Source organism: Endothiovibrio diazotrophicus (assembly GCF_054657215.1).
This window is the reverse complement of the sequence record NZ_BAAHXB010000040.1, coordinates 1-16,970: the sequence shown is the minus strand read 5'-3', so window position 1 is coordinate 16,970 and position 16,970 is coordinate 1. Positions and strand designations below refer to the sequence as shown.

At 65.9% G+C, this 16,970-nt stretch carries 17 protein-coding genes and 1 tRNA gene; 6 read left to right on the top strand and 12 right to left on the bottom strand.

What is annotated here, in order from left to right:
* Window positions 1-10: 10 nt before the first annotated feature.
* On the bottom strand, window positions 11-352 hold the full coding sequence (locus ACYQ2W_RS11810; protein WP_459866911.1) for a hypothetical protein: 342 nt from the start codon (window positions 350-352) through the stop codon (window positions 11-13).
* A gap of 523 nt (window positions 353-875) precedes the next feature.
* On the opposite strand from ACYQ2W_RS11810, the gene ACYQ2W_RS11805 reads away from it, so the two are divergent.
* The gene (locus tag ACYQ2W_RS11805; RefSeq protein WP_459866908.1) at window positions 876-1,130 is read left to right on the top strand and encodes a FeoA family protein; all 255 of its coding nucleotides are present in this window, start codon (window positions 876-878) and stop codon (window positions 1,128-1,130) included.
* On the top strand, window positions 1,127-2,911 hold the full coding sequence (feoB, locus tag ACYQ2W_RS11800; RefSeq protein WP_459866905.1) for a ferrous iron transport protein B: 1,785 nt from the start codon (window positions 1,127-1,129) through the stop codon (window positions 2,909-2,911). Before ACYQ2W_RS11805 ends, feoB begins: the two co-directional genes overlap by 4 nt.
* A 206-nt stretch (window positions 2,912-3,117) precedes the next feature.
* Here the strand turns inward: feoB and ACYQ2W_RS11795 are convergent, their stop codons facing one another.
* The 6 genes from ACYQ2W_RS11795 to rnr all read right to left on the bottom strand — a co-directional run bounded on the left by ACYQ2W_RS11795 (window position 3,118) and on the right by rnr (window position 11,159).
* Entirely contained in the window at window positions 3,118-3,882 is a 765-nt protein-coding gene (locus ACYQ2W_RS11795; protein WP_459866902.1) for a ketopantoate reductase family protein, read from the bottom strand.
* 85 nt (window positions 3,883-3,967) lie between these two features.
* Window positions 3,968-4,588 (bottom strand): hypothetical protein, encoded by a 621-nt coding sequence (locus tag ACYQ2W_RS11790; RefSeq protein WP_459866899.1) that lies wholly within the window; start codon window positions 4,586-4,588, stop codon window positions 3,968-3,970.
* Window positions 4,585-6,516: a YHYH protein gene (locus ACYQ2W_RS11785; RefSeq protein ID WP_459866896.1), complete on the bottom strand. Its 1,932-nt coding sequence runs from the start codon at window positions 6,514-6,516 to the stop codon at window positions 4,585-4,587. The genes ACYQ2W_RS11790 and ACYQ2W_RS11785 overlap by 4 nt, the downstream gene beginning before the upstream one ends.
* Window positions 6,517-6,670: 154 nt before the next feature.
* Window positions 6,671-6,886 carry a DUF3820 family protein gene (locus ACYQ2W_RS11780; protein WP_459866893.1) on the bottom strand — a complete coding sequence of 72 codons (216 nt, stop codon included), beginning with the start codon at window positions 6,884-6,886 and terminating at the stop codon, window positions 6,671-6,673.
* Between the two features lie 13 nt (window positions 6,887-6,899).
* The gene (rlmB, locus tag ACYQ2W_RS11775; protein WP_459866890.1) at window positions 6,900-7,634 is read right to left on the bottom strand and encodes a 23S rRNA (guanosine(2251)-2'-O)-methyltransferase RlmB; all 735 of its coding nucleotides are present in this window, start codon (window positions 7,632-7,634) and stop codon (window positions 6,900-6,902) included.
* 75 nt (window positions 7,635-7,709) lie between these two features.
* Complete coding sequence (gene rnr, locus ACYQ2W_RS11770) at window positions 7,710-11,159, bottom strand: ribonuclease R (protein WP_459866887.1); 3,450 nt, start codon at window positions 11,157-11,159, stop codon at window positions 7,710-7,712.
* Window positions 11,160-11,398: 239 nt separating this feature from the next.
* Here rnr and ACYQ2W_RS11765 point away from each other — a divergent pair.
* Window positions 11,399-11,485 (top strand) — tRNA-Leu (locus ACYQ2W_RS11765).
* Between the two features lie 202 nt (window positions 11,486-11,687).
* On the opposite strand, the gene ACYQ2W_RS11760 is transcribed toward ACYQ2W_RS11765, so the two are convergent.
* The 3 genes from ACYQ2W_RS11760 to ACYQ2W_RS11750 form a co-directional block, all read right to left on the bottom strand.
* Entirely contained in the window at window positions 11,688-12,905 is a 1,218-nt protein-coding gene (locus tag ACYQ2W_RS11760; RefSeq protein WP_459866884.1) for a tetratricopeptide repeat protein, read from the bottom strand.
* Entirely contained in the window at window positions 12,902-13,729 is an 828-nt protein-coding gene (locus ACYQ2W_RS11755) for a hypothetical protein (RefSeq protein WP_459866881.1), read from the bottom strand. Before ACYQ2W_RS11755 ends, ACYQ2W_RS11760 begins: the two co-directional genes overlap by 4 nt.
* Before the next feature lie 391 nt (window positions 13,730-14,120).
* Window positions 14,121-14,315 carry an AbrB/MazE/SpoVT family DNA-binding domain-containing protein gene (locus ACYQ2W_RS11750; RefSeq protein WP_459866878.1) on the bottom strand — a complete coding sequence of 65 codons (195 nt, stop codon included), beginning with the start codon at window positions 14,313-14,315 and terminating at the stop codon, window positions 14,121-14,123.
* A gap of 483 nt (window positions 14,316-14,798) precedes the next feature.
* Here ACYQ2W_RS11750 and ACYQ2W_RS11745 point away from each other — a divergent pair, with 483 nt between their 5' ends.
* A complete protein-coding gene (locus tag ACYQ2W_RS11745; protein ID WP_459866875.1) occupies window positions 14,799-15,053 on the top strand; it encodes a type II toxin-antitoxin system RelE family toxin in 255 nt (84 codons plus the stop codon).
* A complete protein-coding gene (locus ACYQ2W_RS11740; protein ID WP_459866872.1) occupies window positions 15,050-15,430 on the top strand; it encodes a helix-turn-helix domain-containing protein in 381 nt (126 codons plus the stop codon). The genes ACYQ2W_RS11745 and ACYQ2W_RS11740 overlap by 4 nt, the downstream gene beginning before the upstream one ends.
* 136 nt (window positions 15,431-15,566) lie before the next feature.
* On the opposite strand, the gene ACYQ2W_RS11735 is transcribed toward ACYQ2W_RS11740, so the two are convergent.
* Together ACYQ2W_RS11735 and ACYQ2W_RS11730 are read right to left on the bottom strand one after the other, a co-directional pair.
* Complete coding sequence (locus tag ACYQ2W_RS11735) at window positions 15,567-15,725, bottom strand: hypothetical protein (RefSeq protein ID WP_459866869.1); 159 nt, start codon at window positions 15,723-15,725, stop codon at window positions 15,567-15,569.
* Window positions 15,718-16,032, bottom strand: coding sequence for a nucleotidyltransferase family protein (locus ACYQ2W_RS11730; protein WP_459866866.1), 315 nt, complete (start codon window positions 16,030-16,032; stop codon window positions 15,718-15,720). The genes ACYQ2W_RS11735 and ACYQ2W_RS11730 overlap by 8 nt, the downstream gene beginning before the upstream one ends.
* Window positions 16,033-16,380: 348 nt before the next feature.
* Between ACYQ2W_RS11730 and ACYQ2W_RS11725 the strand changes: the two genes are divergently transcribed.
* Window positions 16,381-16,635, top strand: coding sequence for a hypothetical protein (locus ACYQ2W_RS11725; protein ID WP_459866980.1), 255 nt, complete (start codon window positions 16,381-16,383; stop codon window positions 16,633-16,635).
* Window positions 16,636-16,970: the final 335 nt, after the last annotated feature.

Below are 16,970 nucleotides of genomic sequence, written 5' to 3'. Positions count from 1 at the left end.
GCGCCCTCTGTCAACGGACCTTCGGCTGCTTGCGGTGCGCCGTGGAAACCCTGTCGCCGGTTCCCGATTCCAACGCGGGTGCCGGCGGGGAGGTCACGGCATCTTGGGCGCCACCGTCACCACCCTCTCCGGCGACGCCGCCACCGACGAAACCCGCGGACTGATGACCGAAGCAGAAATGGAGAACGACGATGGGCCACAACGCACTCATACCGACGCTGGAGGTCGTATCAATACTTGCATGGCTATCATTGCAGACGTACTCGGAAAAAACGGGAAAACTAACGAAGACAACGCTCGTCACCAACCTCATTGTCATCGCCTGGATCGCTTTTATCCTGGCATCCGCCATCTACAACAACATCAGGCGAATATGGTGAGACGCCTCCCTCCCCTATCGCCGGAGTCCTGCTCATCCCGCGGGCCAATCCACCCCACCCTCATGCCGCCCGAACACGCCAACGATGCCACCGGAAAGGCCGAGGCGCGCGCAGCGCGCCCTATAGGGCGGGCCGCGCCCGCCGCAGCGCCGAACCCCGGCACCGCGGTGAATTCCAGCAATCCCCCCCGCACATCAAACCAATCGGTAAGAAAAATCGGACACCATTTTCCGGATTCTCCTGATTTTCGGAATCCTTTGAAGCGGATGGACCGGCCGAGGCGCCGTCTTGATCGAGGAATCGCCCGAAGCCCTTTCCGGAAACCACCGTAGGAAATATCCTTGATCAGGCTGCATCTTTTCCTATGTCCGTCACCCGACGAGCCGACCGGCAGATGGGGCGGTCGGCCGTTTTATCCCTTGCGATGTCACGGAAATCGTATTACGATTCACTTAATTGCAAACAATTCTCATTTTCCTGGCTAATCAACGGATTATGGAAATCGTCTCGCTCACCACTCTCCGCCCCGGCCAGCGTGCGCGGATCCACGCGGTCCACGCCGAGGACGGTTTCCGTCAGCGGCTGACCGCCCTGGGCTTTCGCTCCGGTCGGGTGGTGGAGCTGGTGCGCAGCGCCGCCTTCCGCGGCCCGGTGCAACTGCGGGTGGGCAGTGCCGCCGTGGTGCTGCGCCGCGCCGAGGCCAACCGCATCGAGGTGATCCTCGACGAGCGGGACCCGATCGCCCGATGAAGCGCATCGTCCTCCTCGGCATGCCCAACTGCGGCAAGTCGACGCTGTTCAACCGCCTCACCGGCGCCAGCGCCCACGTCGGCAACTGGCCCGGCGTCACCGTCGACCTGCTCTCCGCCAAACTGCTGCTCGGTGACGAGATGGTGGAGCTGGTCGATCTCCCCGGCATCTACGACCTGCACGGCTTCTCCGAGGACGAGCAGGTGGTGCGCCACTTCCTCGAAAACAACCCGGTGGATCTGGTGCTGGTGGTGGTCAACGCCACCCAGCTCGACCATCAGCTGGGCATCGCCCTGCAGATGCGCTGCCTCCACCTGCCGGCGGTGGTCGCCTTCAACATGGCCGACGAGGCGGAGAAGCTGGGGGTGCGTATCGACTTGGGGAAGATGGAGGGGATCCTCCAGGAGCCGGTGGTCTCGCTCAGCGCCAAATTCAACCGCGGCGTCCACGAGTCCCGCGAGGTGCTGACCCGCGCGTTGCGCGAGGCCGTCCCGGTACCCACCGAGGAGATCCGCAAGTGCTTCGAGGAGGATGACCGGGTCGGCCACGAGATCGAGAAGATCATGGCCTCGGCGGTGGAGAGCCCGAGCAGGCTGGAGTACGCGGTGAGCGAACAGGTGGACCGCTGGGCGCTCCACCCGCTCCTCGGCATCCCGCTTTTTCTCGCCACCATGTTTCTGGTCTTCCAGGCGGTCTACACCCTGGGCACGCCCCTCCAGGACGCCACCGCGTGGCTGCTCGGCGGGGTCAAGGCGCTGGTCATCGCGCCGCTGCAGGGGCTGCTCCCGCCACTCCTCTACGCCTTCCTCGCCGACGGCCTCTACGACGGCATCGGCACGGTCGCCTCGTTCGTGCCGATCATCGTGCTGTTCTTCGTGCTGATGGCCTTCGTCGAGGACAGCGGCTACCTGACCCGTGCCGCCTATCTGCTCGACGCGCTGATGAGCCGGCTGGGGCTCGACGGGCGCAGCTTCGTCATGCTGCTGATGGGTTTCGGCTGCAACGTGCCCGCCCTGATGGGCACCCGGGTGATGCGCTCACGAGTGCAGCGGCTGCTCTCCATGCTGATCATCCCCTTCTCGCTCTGTTCGGCGCGGCTGCAGGTGTTCCTGTTCATCGCCACCGCGCTGTTCACCCCGCAACAGGCACCGCTGGTGCTGTTCAGCCTCTACCTGGTGAGTTTCGCCGCCGCCTTCCTCAGCGCCTGGCTGATGCGCGGGCGCTTCCGCGGCGACGAGCCGTTCGTGCTGGTGATGCCCCCCTACCGGGTGCCCACCCTGAGCCACGTGGTGCTGCGCGCCTGGCGCGAGGTACACCACTTCCTGCGGCGCGCCACCACCTTCATCGTCGGCGGCGTGGTGCTGGTGTGGCTGCTCACCCACTTCCCGCAGGACGCCGCGACCATGGGAGAGACCTGGGCTGGCGCCCTCGGCGAGTGGTTCCAGCCGCTGATGGCGCCGCTCGGCATCAGCGCGGCGATGACCATCGCATTGATCTTCGGATTCGTCGCCAAAGAGGTGGTGGTGGGGGCGTTGGCGGTGATCTTCGCCGCCGATGGCGATGCCCTCTCCGGCGCCATCGCCGGCCAAATGGATGCGGTGCAGGCCTACAGCTTCATGCTCTTCACCCTGCTTTACACCCCCTGCCTGTCGACCATCGCCACCCTGCGTGCCGAATCGAAGAGTCTCCCCTACACCCTCTTCGCCATCGGCTGGGCGCTTGGCTTGGCGTGGGTGGTCAGTTTCGCCTTCTATCAGGGGGCTCGGGCGCTTGGGTTCTGATTCAGGCGCCCGGCGAAGCGTAGGTCGTCGCTACCGCGGCGACGCGAACGAAGGCACTCCCGAGAAATCTCGTGCCAACCTCACCGAACGGGATGAAGCCGTCGGAAAGAGACTACCGCCCCAAACCCCGCTGCTTCCGCTCGCGTCGCCGCGGTAGCGACGACCTACGCCAGAGAGGTTTCCCGAGGCCTCCCCTCTCCTCGCCACTACCTTGCCGCAGCGATCTCCCGCAACGTCGGCACCGCCAAACCGTTCTCCTCGGCCAGGGCGATCGCCCGCTCCAGCCGCGCGGGGGCCGAACGCCCCATACAGCCGTGGGCGGGATCCCCCTCAAAGGCCGTCACCATCCCCTGGATCAACGCCTCACGATCGAACACTTGGCCGGTGAGCACCTCCTGGAGGTCGACCACATCGGCAGCCACCGCGCGCGCCAGCGGCTGATGATCGGCCCACAGCTCCGCCACGTTGCCGCCGACCTTCAGCCCCGCAATGTTGCTGGTGAGGATGTAAAGGTTCTTCAACACCAGCTCGAAGAGCAGCGCCCCCTCATCCGTTACCTGGCGGGCGGGGATGTCGAGCGCGGCCAACCCGTCGACCAGCAGCCCGGCCTGCGGTCCGAAGCAGGGCGAGGGGATGATCACCTTGGCATCCATCCCCCTCTTCTTCTCGAACCAGACCGAGATCACCGTCGGCCCGGCCAACCCGTGCCGCTCCCAATCGCGGGGCAGCAATTCGTTCTGCAACAGCGCCAGCCACGACCTCCACGCCTCGGGCAACGCCTCCAGGGCCGGGTGGAGGTCCTTCTCCGCCACCGCCAGCAGCACCATCGCCGGCTCCGGCACCTCGGCGGCCACCGCCGCCATCTCCATGTCGCGGGTTACCGGCACCACCGGCCAACCGGCGCGCAGCAGACCGCGGGCGAACACGCCGCCCATCTCGCCGACCCCGATGAGGACCACGGGCTCTTTCATGGTTTCGCTCCCCCTGACTCGAAAAGGGGGCATTCTAACGAAAAAGCCCGCCGGCCCGGCGGGCTTTCGAACGGCCGTCGAGGACCTACTTCCCCGGCGGGGCGACGGCGAAGCGCAGGCGGATGCCCCCCTCGTCGGGCCGCAAGGTCCAGCTGCGCGGCCGGCTGTAGGTGACCATCACCTCGCCCAGGGCCGGGGGAAAGTGAAGCTCCAGCTCCCCGCTTTCACTCCCCTCCGGAAGGAAGCCGTCGAGCCAGGCGCTCTGGTAGTCGTGGCGGGCATCCTCGTGGAAATGGCCGCCCCCCTGCTTGGCCGCCAGTACTCGACGCATGAACCCCTCGCGCACCACCCGCCGGAACTCCGCGGCCGGTGGGAAACGGAATTGGGGGGAGGTCAGCGGACGGTCGGCGGCGCGCACGGTCAACCCCTCCCGCAGATAGGCCTGGATCGCCCGGTAGCCCGCCTCGAACTCCGCATCCGGCAGGCTGGCCAGCCGGCCCAGATCGATCGGCGCCCCCCCCGCCCCGTCGTTGACCTTGTGCCACATACGCAACGGGTCGTACTGGAGGTGGAGCATCAGGTGGTTGCCGTTGCGCAGGGTCACCCCGGCGGTGGTGATGGTCAGACCATGGCCACTGGCGATGGAGCAGACCCCGATCGCCAGCCACAGCGCGAACCCGAGTCCAGCGTAGCGTCGTAGTCTCACCGACAGACGCTCTCAACGGTGTCGTTGGCCCCCGCGGTATCGCTCTTGTCCAGCCGATAGCGGAAGATCCAGCAGTCGGAACCGGCGACGTAGCCGGACTCCCCCTCGGTCAGCGGGCGATAGAGCACCGCCGCGGTGTTGCCGGCGGCGATCTGATGGTTATCACTGCCCGGCTGGATCTCCATGAAGGTCCAGGTGGTGCCCTGGAACTCGGCGGTGTAGTAGTCGCTCAACAGCACGTCGGAGCCGCTCCAGGAGATGTCGCGCTCGGTGTCCCAGCGCGGCAGCGCATTACTCGAGGAGGTCTGATCGGCGACGCCGCGGTAGCAGCCGATGGTGTAGGGCGGCGTCTTGGTGGTGTAGTAAACCCAGCCGGAGACCGCGCCGTCGCCGTTGATGTCGTAGGCGTTGCACGCATCCAGCGAGGCGGCACCGGTCTTCACCGCGGTAGGACGGTAATCCAGATTGTCGTAACGGCCTCCGCCATAGTTGACCGCGGTGATGCCGCCGCGGTCGGTGACCGTGCCGCCGGCAGTGCCGAAGTAGAGCGGGATGCCGTCGAACATGTAGGCGAGCGGCTTGGACGGGTCGTGGGCGTCCATCATGCACAGCGGCGCGTAGTGGTAGTGGTAGTCCTCGCCGTTGCCGGCGTGGGCGCCGCACTGGTCCAACTCGCCGAGCAGCACGGTGTCGCGGGCGCTGTAGTCGGTGTTGATGTCGGCAATCTCGCCGTTGTAGTCCTCCTTGGCGTAGTGGAGCATCGGGATGCCGTCGACGGTGACGCCGATCGGGTCGTGGATCGAGACGTTGCTGGTCGGCTCCTCGATGTAGCTGGGCACCACCGGGAAGCTCCAGGTGCGGGTGCGGGTCAGGGGTACCCGGCCGATCCACGCCTCGGTGCCGACGTTGGGCTTGTCCTCGTCGAGGCTGGAGCGCGAGGGCAGACCGGTGTAGCTGGTCACCGTCATGGTGGTGCCATCGCACGCGACGCTCACCTCGCCGGTGCCGCTCTCCACCGAGTAGTCGGCGAACGCCGCCGCCTTCTCCTCGCAGGTAGACGGCACCGCGGTGGGAACCTGGAGGTCCTCGTCGCTGTCGGGGTTGTAGCGGATGCGACTGAGCACCAGGGTCGCCTTGGCCAGGGCGCTCGCCTGGGCGGCGGCGGTCACCGTGGCGTAGTCGGCGCCGTCGGCGCTGAGCCCGAGGGCCGCGGGCAGGGCGTAGGCGGTGAGGGTGTATTCGTTGTTGACCGGCTCGTGGGAACAGGGCGGGAAGTAGGCGTTCTCACCCTGCTCGGTCACCCCGAGGGTGCCACCACCGGTTCCGTCGGCGGCGAGCGAGGTGGTGCTGGCGGGAATGTCGTAGAGCACCCACAACGACTCGGTGGTGATCCGATCCCCCTCCCCCTTGTCGATGTGCATGGTCACCGCGAGGCTCCCGGTCCCCTCCGGCAGATGGCTGAAGGCGAGCGCCGGGGACTGTCCGCCGCGCTCGCCGCCGGCGTCGAGGCCGTCGCAGGTGTAGGTGAAGGGGAGGATGCCGTTGCCCTTCACCGCCGGGCTGCTGAGGGTGAAGCCGTCGACCGCGCTCACCTCAAGCGCGTTCCAGGTACCGTCTAGGCCGAGGGCGATGATGGCGTCGTAGAAGCCGCCGCCGTAGGTGATCCCGCTGAAGGTGAGCTGATCGGCCCCACTCACCGTGACGTGGCCGGTGGAGAGGTCGAGCAGGCCGTCCTCCTCCCCGGGCGGCGCCAGCGACCAGGAGCCATCGAGATTGAGATAGAGGTCCGCGCTCAGCAACCCGCCGTCGTAGGTGAGATCGCTCAGCCGGACGCCGTGGGTCGCGATGACCGCCCCCGTCCCGGTGGTGAGATCGACCGATTGGGCGTTTGCGGCAACCGCCGACGCGGCACACACTGCGAATAGCACGGATTTCCTGACACGCATGGGACCCCCTCCACAATTAATTGCTCTTGCTTGGTTGGATGAAATACCCGCCCAAACTAGCGGCCATCCCTCGGGCGAGTCAAATCGCGATTTGTCATAGAACGTCAGGAAATGTAATGAGTTAGGCCCTTAAGTCTCAACGCTCCCTCAACGGATCAACCAACCCGCTCAACCCGTTGTGCTTCACCTCCAGCGCCAGTGCCAACAGCCGCCCCAACCGCCCATCGGGAAATCCCTTCGCCTGAAACCACACGAGATAGGCCTGCGGCAGGTCGATCAACACCCGGCCGCGATACTTGCCGAAGGGCATCGGCATGCGCGCCAGGTCGATCAGGTCCTCGGGGCGGAACATCGGGAGGGGAGACTCAACGGCGCTGGCGCAACGCCTCGAAAAGGAAAATTCCGGTGGCCACCGAGACATTGAGGCTCTCCACCGCGCCCGCCATCGGGATCTTCGCCAGGGTATCGCAGTGCTCGCGGGTGAGCCGTCGCAACCCCTTCCCCTCGGCCCCCATCACCACGGCCAGCGGCCCCTTCAGGTCCACTGCGTAGAGGTCCGCCTCGGCCTCCCCCGCCGCACCCACCAGCCAGATGCCGCGATCCTGGAGTTCACGCAGGGTGCGGGCGAGGTTGGTCACCTGGAAGAACGGGGTGGTCTCGGCGGCGCCGCTCGCCACCTTGCGCACGGTGGCGTTGAGCCCCGCCGCCTTGTCGCGGGGGGCGACCACGCCGTGAACCCCGGCGGCATCGGCGGAACGCAGGCAGGCGCCGAGGTTGTGGGGGTCGGTGACGCCATCGAGGATCAACAGGAAGGGGGGGCCCTCGACCCGGTCGAGCAGTTCGTGAAGCTCCCCCTCGCCGCGCACCTTGGCGGCACGGGCGTAGGCGATCACCCCCTGGTGACGCTGGCCACGGGCCAACTCGTCGAGCTCACGACGGGAGACCTCGCGCACCGTCACCGACCGCTCGCCCGCCTGGTGAAGCAGCCCCTGCATGCGGCCGTCGTGGCGGCCGCCGGCCACCACCACCTCGGTGACCGAGTCGCTCTTCAACGCGGCCTCCACGGCGTGGATGCCGAACAGCAGTTCATCGGAAGACATCCGTCACCTCATCGTCGGATATGCCGCTGGGGCGGCACCTTGCCGGAAAGGGCGGCGCGTCGGGCGCGGCCCGCCCTATGCCTTCTTCGTGGCGACTGCCTTTTTCTTGGTAGCGCTCTTTTTCTTGGCAGCGACCTTCTTTTTGGTCGTCGCCTTCTTCTTCGGCGCCGCCGTGGCTGGGGCCGCCTTCACTGCGCTCTTCTTGGTCGCCGCCTTTTTCTTGGTGGCGACCTTCTTCTTCGTCACCGCCTCCTGCGGCGCCTCCGCGGCAACGGACGCCTTCTCCACCGCGGCCTTCTTCTTGGTCGCCGCTTTCTTCGGCGCCACCTCGGCGACCGCCTTCTTCACCGCCGTCTTCTTCTTGGCTGCCGCCGTCTTCTTCGGCGCCGCCTCGGTCACGCTCTTCTTCACCGCGGCCTTCTTTTTGGTGGCGACCTTCTTCTTCGGCGCCGCCGCGGCGGCAACCTTCTTCTTCGCGACGCTCTTCTTGGCCGCTGCCTTCTTCTTGGTGGCGGTCTTTTTCTTCACCACGGGTCTTTCATCGACCACCGGCGTTGCCATGGTGGGCGTTTCCGCCGAGGACGTTTCCGCGGCCTCCCTTACCGGTTGAGGCTCAGCCGGCCGGGACTCAACCACGCGTGGCGCAGCCACTTGAGACTCAGGCGGCTTCGGCGTGGACGAAGAATCCGGGCTGGGCGGGCTGGAGGGTTCGGGCGCCGCCACCGGCGCAGTGGTGTCCTCCGCAGCCGCCTGTCCGTCGGCGTCGACCGCCAAAGCAGCCTCCCCGCCCTTGCGTCCCCGGCGACGGGGACGGCGACGGCGGCGGCGCTTGGACTTGCCCCCGTCGTCGCGGGGCGCCCCATCGGCGACCACCGCCGGCGAGGCATCGTCCGCCGGCCATGCCTCGTCCTCCGCCATCGCCTCCTCACGCAACCGCAACGCCGCCTCGCGCCGCTGCAGCTCCGCCTCCTCCTCGGGGGTGAGGGGCTGGCGGAACTCCAGCTCGATTCCCCCCTCGGAACGCACCTCGCCGGGACGCGCCTCGCCGCGACGACCACGACGACGGCGTTTGTCCTTGCGGCGGCGCTTGCGGGCCGTCCCGTCGCCCTCATCGTGGGACGGTGCGGACGTCGGATCGGCGGGCGCCGCAGGCGCGGCCTCAACCTCAGGCACCGCGTCCGTCTCGGGCACCACGTCCTCGTTCGGCACCACGTCCGCCTCGTGCGGCACCTCCACCTCGGGGGTCATCGGCGTCGCCGCCTCCCGATCGGGCTTGCGCCGCTCCTTGCGGGACGACCTGCGGTCGGCGCGCGCCGGCCGCTCCACCGACCGCTCCCCGCTCACCAGGTCGAAGTCCACCTTGCGATCATCCAGGTTGACCCGCGTCACCTGCACCTCCACCTCGTCGCCGAGGCGGAACATCCTGCCGGTGCGCTCGCCCACCAGGCGATGGTGGGCCTGATCGAAATGGAAGTAGTCATTGGGCAGCGAGGTGACGTGGACCAGCCCCTCCACGTAGATGTCCTTCAGCTCGACGAAGATGCCGAAGCCGGTCACCGCGGTGATGATGCCGGGGAAGCGCTCCCCCACCTTGTCCATCATGTACTCGCACTTGAGCCAGTTGGTGGCCTCGCGGGTCGCCTCGTCGGCGCGCCGCTCGTTGGCCGAGCAGTGTTCGCCGATGGTCACCAGATCGCCGTGGCTGTAGCGGAAGGTGGCGGGTTTGCCGCCGCGGATGATGTGACGGATGGCCCGGTGGGTGAGCAGATCGGGGTAACGGCGGATCGGCGAGGTGAAGTGCGCGTATTGGTCGTGCGCCAATCCGAAATGGCCGCGATTGTCGGGGCTGTAGACCGCTTGCGAGAGCGAGCGCAGCATCACCGTCTGGATCAGATGGGCATCCGGGCGGCGCTCCACCTGGCCGAGCATTTGCGCATAGTCCATCGGGCTCGGCTTGCCCTCCTCGCCGTTGGCCCCCAGCTCCAGCCCGAGCTCCTTGAGGAACTCGCGCAGGTCGGCGATCTTCTCCTCCTTGGGCCCCTGGTGGACGCGGTAGAGGCCGGGGATCTTGTTCTTTTCGAGGAACTTGGCCGCCGCCACGTTGGCCAGGATCATGCACTCCTCGATCAGCTTGTGGGCGTCGTTGCGCACCAGCGGCACGATGCGCTCGATCTTGCGCGCCTCGCCGAAGACGATGCGCGTCTCGGTGGTATCGAAGTCGATGGCGCCGCGGGCGGTGCGCAGGATACGCAGCTGCTTGTAGAGAAGGTGCAGCTCCTCCACGTGAGGCAGGACGTCCTTGAAGCGCTCGCGCAGCTCCTGGTCCTGCTCCTCGCCGATCATCGCCCACACCTGGTTGTAGGTAAGCCGCGCATGGGAGTGCATCACCGCTTCATAGAAGCGCGAGCGGGTCATGTTGCCGCCGCGGTCGATGGTCATCTCGCAGACCATGCACAGGCGATCCACCTGCGGGTTGATCGAACAGAGCCCGTTGGAGAGCACCTCCGGCAGCATCGGGATCACCCGCTCCGGGAAGTAGACCGAGGTGGCGCGGTTGTGCGCCTCCTCGTCGAGGGGCGACTTGGGTTCCACGTAGTGGGAGACGTCGGCGATCGCCACCAGCAGCTTCCAGCCGGTCTTGGTGCGTTTGCAGTAGACCGCGTCGTCGAAGTCGCGGGCATCCTCGCCGTCGATGGTCACCAGCGGCGTCGAGCGCAGGTCGACCCGCCCCTCCTTGGCCTCCTCCAGCACCTCCTCGGCGAGCCCGGCGATCTGCGCCTCCACCGCCTCCGGCCACTGCTGCGGCAGGCTGTGGGCGCGGATCGCGATGTCGATCTCCATCCCCGGCGCCATGTGGTCGCCCATCACCTCGCGCACCCGGCCCAGCGGCGGGGTGCGCTTGGTGGGCTGTTCGATCAGCGCCACCACCACGATCTGGCCGTTCTCGGCGCCATGGTTCTCGCCACGGGGGATGATGATGTCGCGGCGCATCCGCTTGTCGTCGGGGACCACCACGCCGACCCCGCCCTCGTCCAGATAGCGCCCGACCACCTCCGCAGTATTGCGCTCCAGCACCTCGACCAGCGCCCCTTCGGGGCGACCGCGGCGATCCTCGCCGGCGATCCGCACCAGGGCGCGATCGCCGTGGAACAGCGCCGACATCTGGCGGCCATGGAGGAAGATGTCGTCGCCCCCCTCGTCGGGGACGAGGAAACCGAAACCGTCGGGGTGGGCGATGACGCGCCCCGCCTTGAGGTCCATCTTTTCCACCAGGCCGTAGCCGCCGCGCCGATTGAGCACCAGCTGACCATCCCGCTCCATCGCCCGCAACCGCCGCCGCAGCGCCTCCACCTGCTCCTCCGAGCGGAGCCCCAGCTCCGCCTCCAGCTCCTCGCGGCTCATCAGCACGCCGCGGTCGGCCAGCAGGTCCATGATGTATTCGCGGCTCGGGATGGGATTTTCGTACTTCTGCGCTTCGCGCTCGGCGTGAGGGTCACGGCGACGGGGTCTTCTGCTTCTTGCCATAGGTGGGAATTCAGCTCGGGAAAGGTTTCGGTTGATGGACGGCGGCGGATTATCTCACGGATCGCCCCTCTCTGCTTGTATTAGGTGCCGATCCGGGCCGCAATCCCTGCTCTCCACCCGCACCGGTCAGGCGCGGTTCGGCGCTGTAGGATTTTTTTCGCCAAGGGTGTTGACACCCCTCGCGACCGCCCGCATAATTCGCACCCTCTTCGACGGCAACCCGTCGATCACCATGCTCCGCCGAGGTGGTGAAATTGGTAGACACGCTAGCTTCAGGTGCTAGTGGGGGCAACCCCGTGGAGGTTCAAGTCCTCTCCTCGGCACCATTCCAAAGGGAAACCCATCGGGTTTCCCTTTTTTGTTTTTCGAAAACAAATCCCGTCCGGCCCCGCTCGACTTCCGAGGCCCGCCCTTTTCGACGCCAGCGCGAAAGATGCTGGTAGTCTGTCAACGAAGTATTGACCGACTACTGGCGGTCAACAAAGGGAGACGCAATGCCCCCCGTCGCGACGTAGATCGCCCCAAACCTCACCTTGCCCCCTCCTTCCACGACTCCTCGGCGCGCACCGCCGCAAGCAAGGATCGAACGCCCTGACGATCGACGGGATCCAACCACAGGATCCGTTCGAAGAGCGCCGAGGCCTCTGCGGCTCGCCCGAGCCGCCAGAGGCAAAGTCCGTAGCCATGGAGACAGCGAAGGAACGGGCGGTTGCCGAGACGTCCCCACGGGAGCACTCCGTCGAATCCTTCACCCAGTGAAAGCTCACCAATGCGGATCCCCATTTCGTAATGGCGGATCGCCATCTCAGGGTGAAGGTCGAAGAGGAAGTTTCCCAAGTGGGCATGTGCGTCAAGGCGGCGCAGGTCCGCCGTCAGCAACTCGATCAACCGATCGCGTGCGCCATCGGGATCCCCTTCGGCGTACAACGCGCTCGCTTCGAGGATCGGATCCTCTTCCCAATCCTCGGGATCCGTTCCGGGCACTAGCTGTTCCATTTCGAAGGAGGGACGGGGACCATGCTCGATGACGGCACGGGCCCACTCGTCGAGCGGCTCCCCTTCCTCACCCCAATACTCCTCCGCCGGATCCCACAACCGCTCGTCCAGGAGCCTCAGCGGCACGACCCCGAGCGCCTTGCCGTCCAGTCGTCGCGCCTCCGTCTCACCGGACAGGTAGGGATGACCCGCGAAACTCCACTGTTTGCGGACCCGAACAGTGACGATTTCGCCGGGCACCATCCCCCACGCATCGCCGGTACGTAGAGTGATCTCACGTGGGGTACTGAGGATGCGGCAGCGAACGGCCCGCTCCCTGGGGATGAGGACCACCAACTCGACGACGGATCCGGGAAGGACGTCGTCCGCGATCGCCTTATGCCGCTTCCGACGATTTTCCCCTTCTAACACCGACACGGACGGAGGTCCAAGGCCGAGCCACTTGCGGTAGGCGGAGCTCAAGCGCTCCCCTTCCGAGGCCTCGGTGAAAAAGACGTCCGCCGCCGCCACCACGTACTCGCCGCCATCCCGGCGTCGGCATCGAGCCGTCAATCCGCGCCGGATGTTTCCGTCATAATCGAAGGCGACCAGCGAGACCGGCTCCCCGATGACGAAGGCGTCCGCCGGCACCGGGACACCGTCTTCGAGGGCCTGCCGGAATGCCCACAGCGCCTCGTCATCGCCGTAGGCGTCGACCAGGATCTCGTCGAAAAGCTCGTCGACGCCCTCCGGCCACTCGTCGCTACTCATACGCCCCCCTTTGGCAGACCCGCCCGATCCAATCTGGCGATGAAGCTGGGTTTGCGCGCATGACGTTCACGGAGGGCGGCCAATCTCCCGACGAAGTCCTGCTCGTCGCCCTCCCGCACGGCAAGGTCGCGGAGGTCGACCAGCAGCGCCACGGCCTGATCGTAGGCCTTGGACTTCTTGGACGAGACCAACGGTTCCATTTCCTTCCACGCCTGCGCCTTTCTCGTCGCCAGCTTGTCGAGATGCCCGGCCCGTGCGGCCGCCTCCGCCGCCTCACGTCGACGCCGCGACTCCTCGGCCCGACGCGCCTGTTCGCGGACATACGCGTCCCGTAGTTCGTCGGCACGCTCCAGCAACTCGGCAACGCGGCGTCCGCCTTGGACGTCCGTCGGCCGTCGTGCCTCTGCCCTATGGCGACGGACGAGCGCGGCGGCAACCGAGGCCTCCTCGCCCTGAACAACCCGATAGAGCAGATCGTCTTTCTCCTTGGCCGGCAAGGCGGCAACCCACGCCGCCAACCCTCCCGGATCCGGGGTCTCCGCCGGACTGCGCTCGGCGGCCGCGGCGATCAGATGGGGGTCGATGCGGAGAAACTCGACCACGGTCTGGAGAGAGGCCGGCAGCGACCCGAGGCCGGCCGGCACCGGCGGCTCGATCGCCGAATCATCGACCTCGCCACCCTCCGCGCAGAACAGCCATGCGAGATAGAGAAGACGAAGGTCGCCCCGAAGCAGCTCGTTGCGTGCCGCCGCGAGCGACGCCATCCAGCCGCGCCCCTCGACCCACTCCTCGTACTCCTCTGCCTCGCCCTGCAGATGGATCACCGTGTAGGCACCCGCGCTTCGGACGCTCGCTCGGTGACCCACACCCACACAGTAGGGAGCCACCTCTTCGAGGGGTACCACGTCGGCGGGCAGACGCAGGGAAAGCTGCCGCCCCCCCCCCCCAGTCGCTCAGATAGAGGTAGAGATCGAAGTACCGCCTCAGAAGCTCAGCGGGATCCGCCTTCAGACCACTGAAGTGGTACTCGTTGGAGAAGTGGGTCGGCGTGATCTCCGCGCGCGTGGAGATGGCGCGAAGCTCGCGCATCTCCTGCTCAGTGAGCGGACGGTCGACAGCCAAGAACTCGTAGTATTGGTATTCGCTCATGGTTCACTCTTCCAACGACGGAGATCCGCAACAGGGTAGGTGGCGCGCCTGCGACGCGTTGGCCGTTCAACGGAAATCATGAGGGACCTCACCGTAATCACCGACGACGACATCCGCGCGTCCTTCTGGAATCGGCACCAGGGAGATGACGTCCCCCTTGGTGATGACGGCGAACTTCTGCCCGGCCCTGAGATGCAGCTCCTCGCGGACCACCTTGGGAATGGAGAGCTGAAACTTACTGGAGAGTGTGGCGGATAGCATTTTTCCATCCTTGAGGTTCTGCTTGAAACGCGGCGCCCGGACGCAACCGGAGAAAACGAGCGGCGCCGACTCCGTTTTGGTGGGTTCTGGCGAAGATTGCCGCGGGGAAAACGCTCTAACCGATTGCCATCTTCACCAAAGCCATCAGGATCGCCTTCCACCCTCCACTTCATCACTGTAGGGGAACCGACTCCGTTCAAGCACCGTCTAGGAACCTGTCGGACTATGGATGAATCGGCCGCGAAAGCGGGATGGCGGCCCCACTTTCTCGAAAATCCTCGTCAAATAGCTCACTATTCCCCTCGAATTTTCGAAAAATTGGGGCCGCCCTCCCACTCCCGCGACTCGATCCCCCATAGTCCGACAGGCTCCTAGATCGGCGCGATGATCGTGGAACTATTCTGACCACTAGACGCACGTACGAATCGCCCAAATATTGCCATTTGGAATTGACAAAATATTGCCAAATGAAATAATGATTGCATGTACGCCATCCGCTACACCAAGAACGCCATCAAAACGCTTCGGAAAATCCCCCGTAATACTCGGAAGTTAATCGAAACGAAATTGCTGGAGTACGCGGAACACCCGGAGGGTGGCCGCAATGTGATCCAACTGGAGGGACGCGAGGGCTTCCGAATGCGGGTTGGTGACTGGCGGGTGCTGTTCGACATCGACGATGGCGAGGTGGTGATCGTGGTCCTGAAGGTCGCGCCACGCGGAGGGGTATACAGATGAGTATCCAGGTCATTCGAACGGAGAGTGGGGAACCGGAGTACGCCGTTGTCCCGTACGCGGAGTACGAACGGCTTCGCGAGGCCGCGGAGATCCACGACGATATCCGCGATTACGACCGTATCAAGGCGCGGCTGGCGAGCGGCGAGGAGGAGTTGATCCCGGCCGAGGTCGCCCACCGACTGGCCGACGGTGAAAACCCCATTCGGGTGTGGCGGGAGTATCGCGGCCTGACCGGCTCGGCGTTGGCCGAGAGGGCCTCGATCTCACAGGGCTATCTATCGCAGATCGAGACGGGGGAACGAGAGGGAAAGGTGAGCGTCATTCGCTCATTGGCCGTGGCCCTCGGCGTCGACATGGAGGATCTGCTGAGAGATTAATGGGAATCCTCAGCCTCACCGCACGCCCTCCAGCCAACCGGCTATCAATCAAACGGACCCTCGACACTCCGCACGGTGCCCACCCATACGAAGGGGATCCTTGGCACCAAGCGTGGAATGGATATGCGTCAACGCCTTACAACCCGTCCTCGATCTTCCGCCGCAGTTCCGGGAGCTTCTCCCGGCAGATCAACTCCGCCAAGGCGGCGACAACGTCCCCGTGCCGCTCCACGACCGTCTCGATATTGGCGATACAGTGCAGGGCGAACTCCAACCGTGGTAGGTCGCTAGACATGCAGCACTTCCGGGAGGATGTACTTCCCGCCGATGGCGCTCAAACCCGCTCGATCCGCCAGATCCACATTCCGCCCGAAATGTTCCCGAAGCGCCGTTTTCAGGTCCGCCAGACGATTGAAGGCCCCATAGGGTCCATATTTCTCCGCCAACCGTGGCGTGGTCTCCACCAACACGTCGATATCACTGGAATCATCCGCGTCCCCGCGAGCATACGATACAAATACCCCGATCACCTCGATCCCCTCCTCGTGGAGTGAGGGTTTGATCTGGCGCAGGTATGTCCGAATCTCTTCTACGGTCGGCACGAAAAACTCCGTTGAGTCATTCTGGAAACATCGAAAATCCAACTGGTTGCAACCGAGTATCCTAGCCGATGCCGGCGCCGTCAAGACGCCGGCAAACGGGTCGTTTGGAGGGAATCAAGACCGTTCATAGGACGCGCTTTCCACCGTCCCGATACGGACGTCGAAGACGAAATCGAGAGGGACGCGGGGATTCTGGATAGAGGTGCCGGTGAAGTGAAGCTGGCGCGAAGCTCTCCCATCTCCCGCTCGATGAGCGGCCGGTCGACGGCCAAAAACTCGTAATACTGGCCTAGCGGAAGCTTCGCGATCATCGGCCCGCTGCTGGCCGCGCCCCCGGACAACGGCGAGTTGGCGAGCGCGCTCAAGACACTGGCCGCCGGGCAGTGGCGGCATCCGCTGCACGGGCACGCGATCCAGTTCAGCGTGCCGACCCTGGAGCGCTGGTACTACCGGTCGCGCCACGCGGCCGACCCGGAGGCCGCCCTGCGCCCCCGGCGGCGCGAGGATGCCGGGCGCCTGCAATGGTATCTCCACGAGCGTGCCGAGCCCCTCGTCCACGGTCTCTCCCAGGCGCCGCAAAAGCACGACAGCCGCGCGCCCTGATGACCGACAACGGGGCGGCGATGCAGGCCGAGGAGCTCTCCGATCAGGCCACCATCGAACTGCCCCTCGACATCGGCCGCGACGACGGCACCCTGCCGCCCGTCGAGACCCGCCCGTAGGTTGCCGCTACCGCGGCGACGCGAACGGAGGCAGCGGGGGCGGGGCGGCGATGGCCTTGCCGATTGTGACCTCCCGTTCGGATCGGTTCGGCGGTGAATCGGGCAAGGGTGCCTCCGTTTGCGTCGCCGCGGTAGCGACGACCTGCGGGGCGCCTACCTTCCTCTGCTTGTTGCACGGCGTGGAGCGCCGAGGGCGGTTGATGTAGGAGCGGCCCC

Bases quoted from the DNA above. Each gene is read 5' to 3' on its own strand.
- ACYQ2W_RS11810 (WP_459866911.1), bottom strand. From the start codon at position 352: ATGGCGGATGCCAGGATAAAAGCGATCCAGGCGATGACAATGAGGTTG.
- ACYQ2W_RS11805 (WP_459866908.1), top strand. From the start codon at position 876: ATGGAAATCGTCTCGCTCACCACTCTCCGCCCCGGCCAGCGTGCGCGG.
- feoB (WP_459866905.1), top strand. From the start codon at position 1,127: ATGAAGCGCATCGTCCTCCTCGGCATGCCCAACTGCGGCAAGTCGACG.
- ACYQ2W_RS11795 (WP_459866902.1), bottom strand. From the start codon at position 3,882: ATGAAAGAGCCCGTGGTCCTCATCGGGGTCGGCGAGATGGGCGGCGTG.
- ACYQ2W_RS11780 (WP_459866893.1), bottom strand. From the start codon at position 6,886: ATGTTCCGCCCCGAGGACCTGATCGACCTGGCGCGCATGCCGATGCCC.
- rlmB (WP_459866890.1), bottom strand. From the start codon at position 7,634: ATGTCTTCCGATGAACTGCTGTTCGGCATCCACGCCGTGGAGGCCGCG.
- rnr (WP_459866887.1), bottom strand. From the start codon at position 11,159: ATGGCAAGAAGCAGAAGACCCCGTCGCCGTGACCCTCACGCCGAGCGC.
- ACYQ2W_RS11760 (WP_459866884.1), bottom strand. From the start codon at position 12,905: ATGAGTAGCGACGAGTGGCCGGAGGGCGTCGACGAGCTTTTCGACGAG.
- ACYQ2W_RS11750 (WP_459866878.1), bottom strand. From the start codon at position 14,315: ATGCTATCCGCCACACTCTCCAGTAAGTTTCAGCTCTCCATTCCCAAG.
- ACYQ2W_RS11745 (WP_459866875.1), top strand. From the start codon at position 14,799: ATGTACGCCATCCGCTACACCAAGAACGCCATCAAAACGCTTCGGAAA.
- ACYQ2W_RS11740 (WP_459866872.1), top strand. From the start codon at position 15,050: ATGAGTATCCAGGTCATTCGAACGGAGAGTGGGGAACCGGAGTACGCC.
- ACYQ2W_RS11735 (WP_459866869.1), bottom strand. From the start codon at position 15,725: ATGTCTAGCGACCTACCACGGTTGGAGTTCGCCCTGCACTGTATCGCC.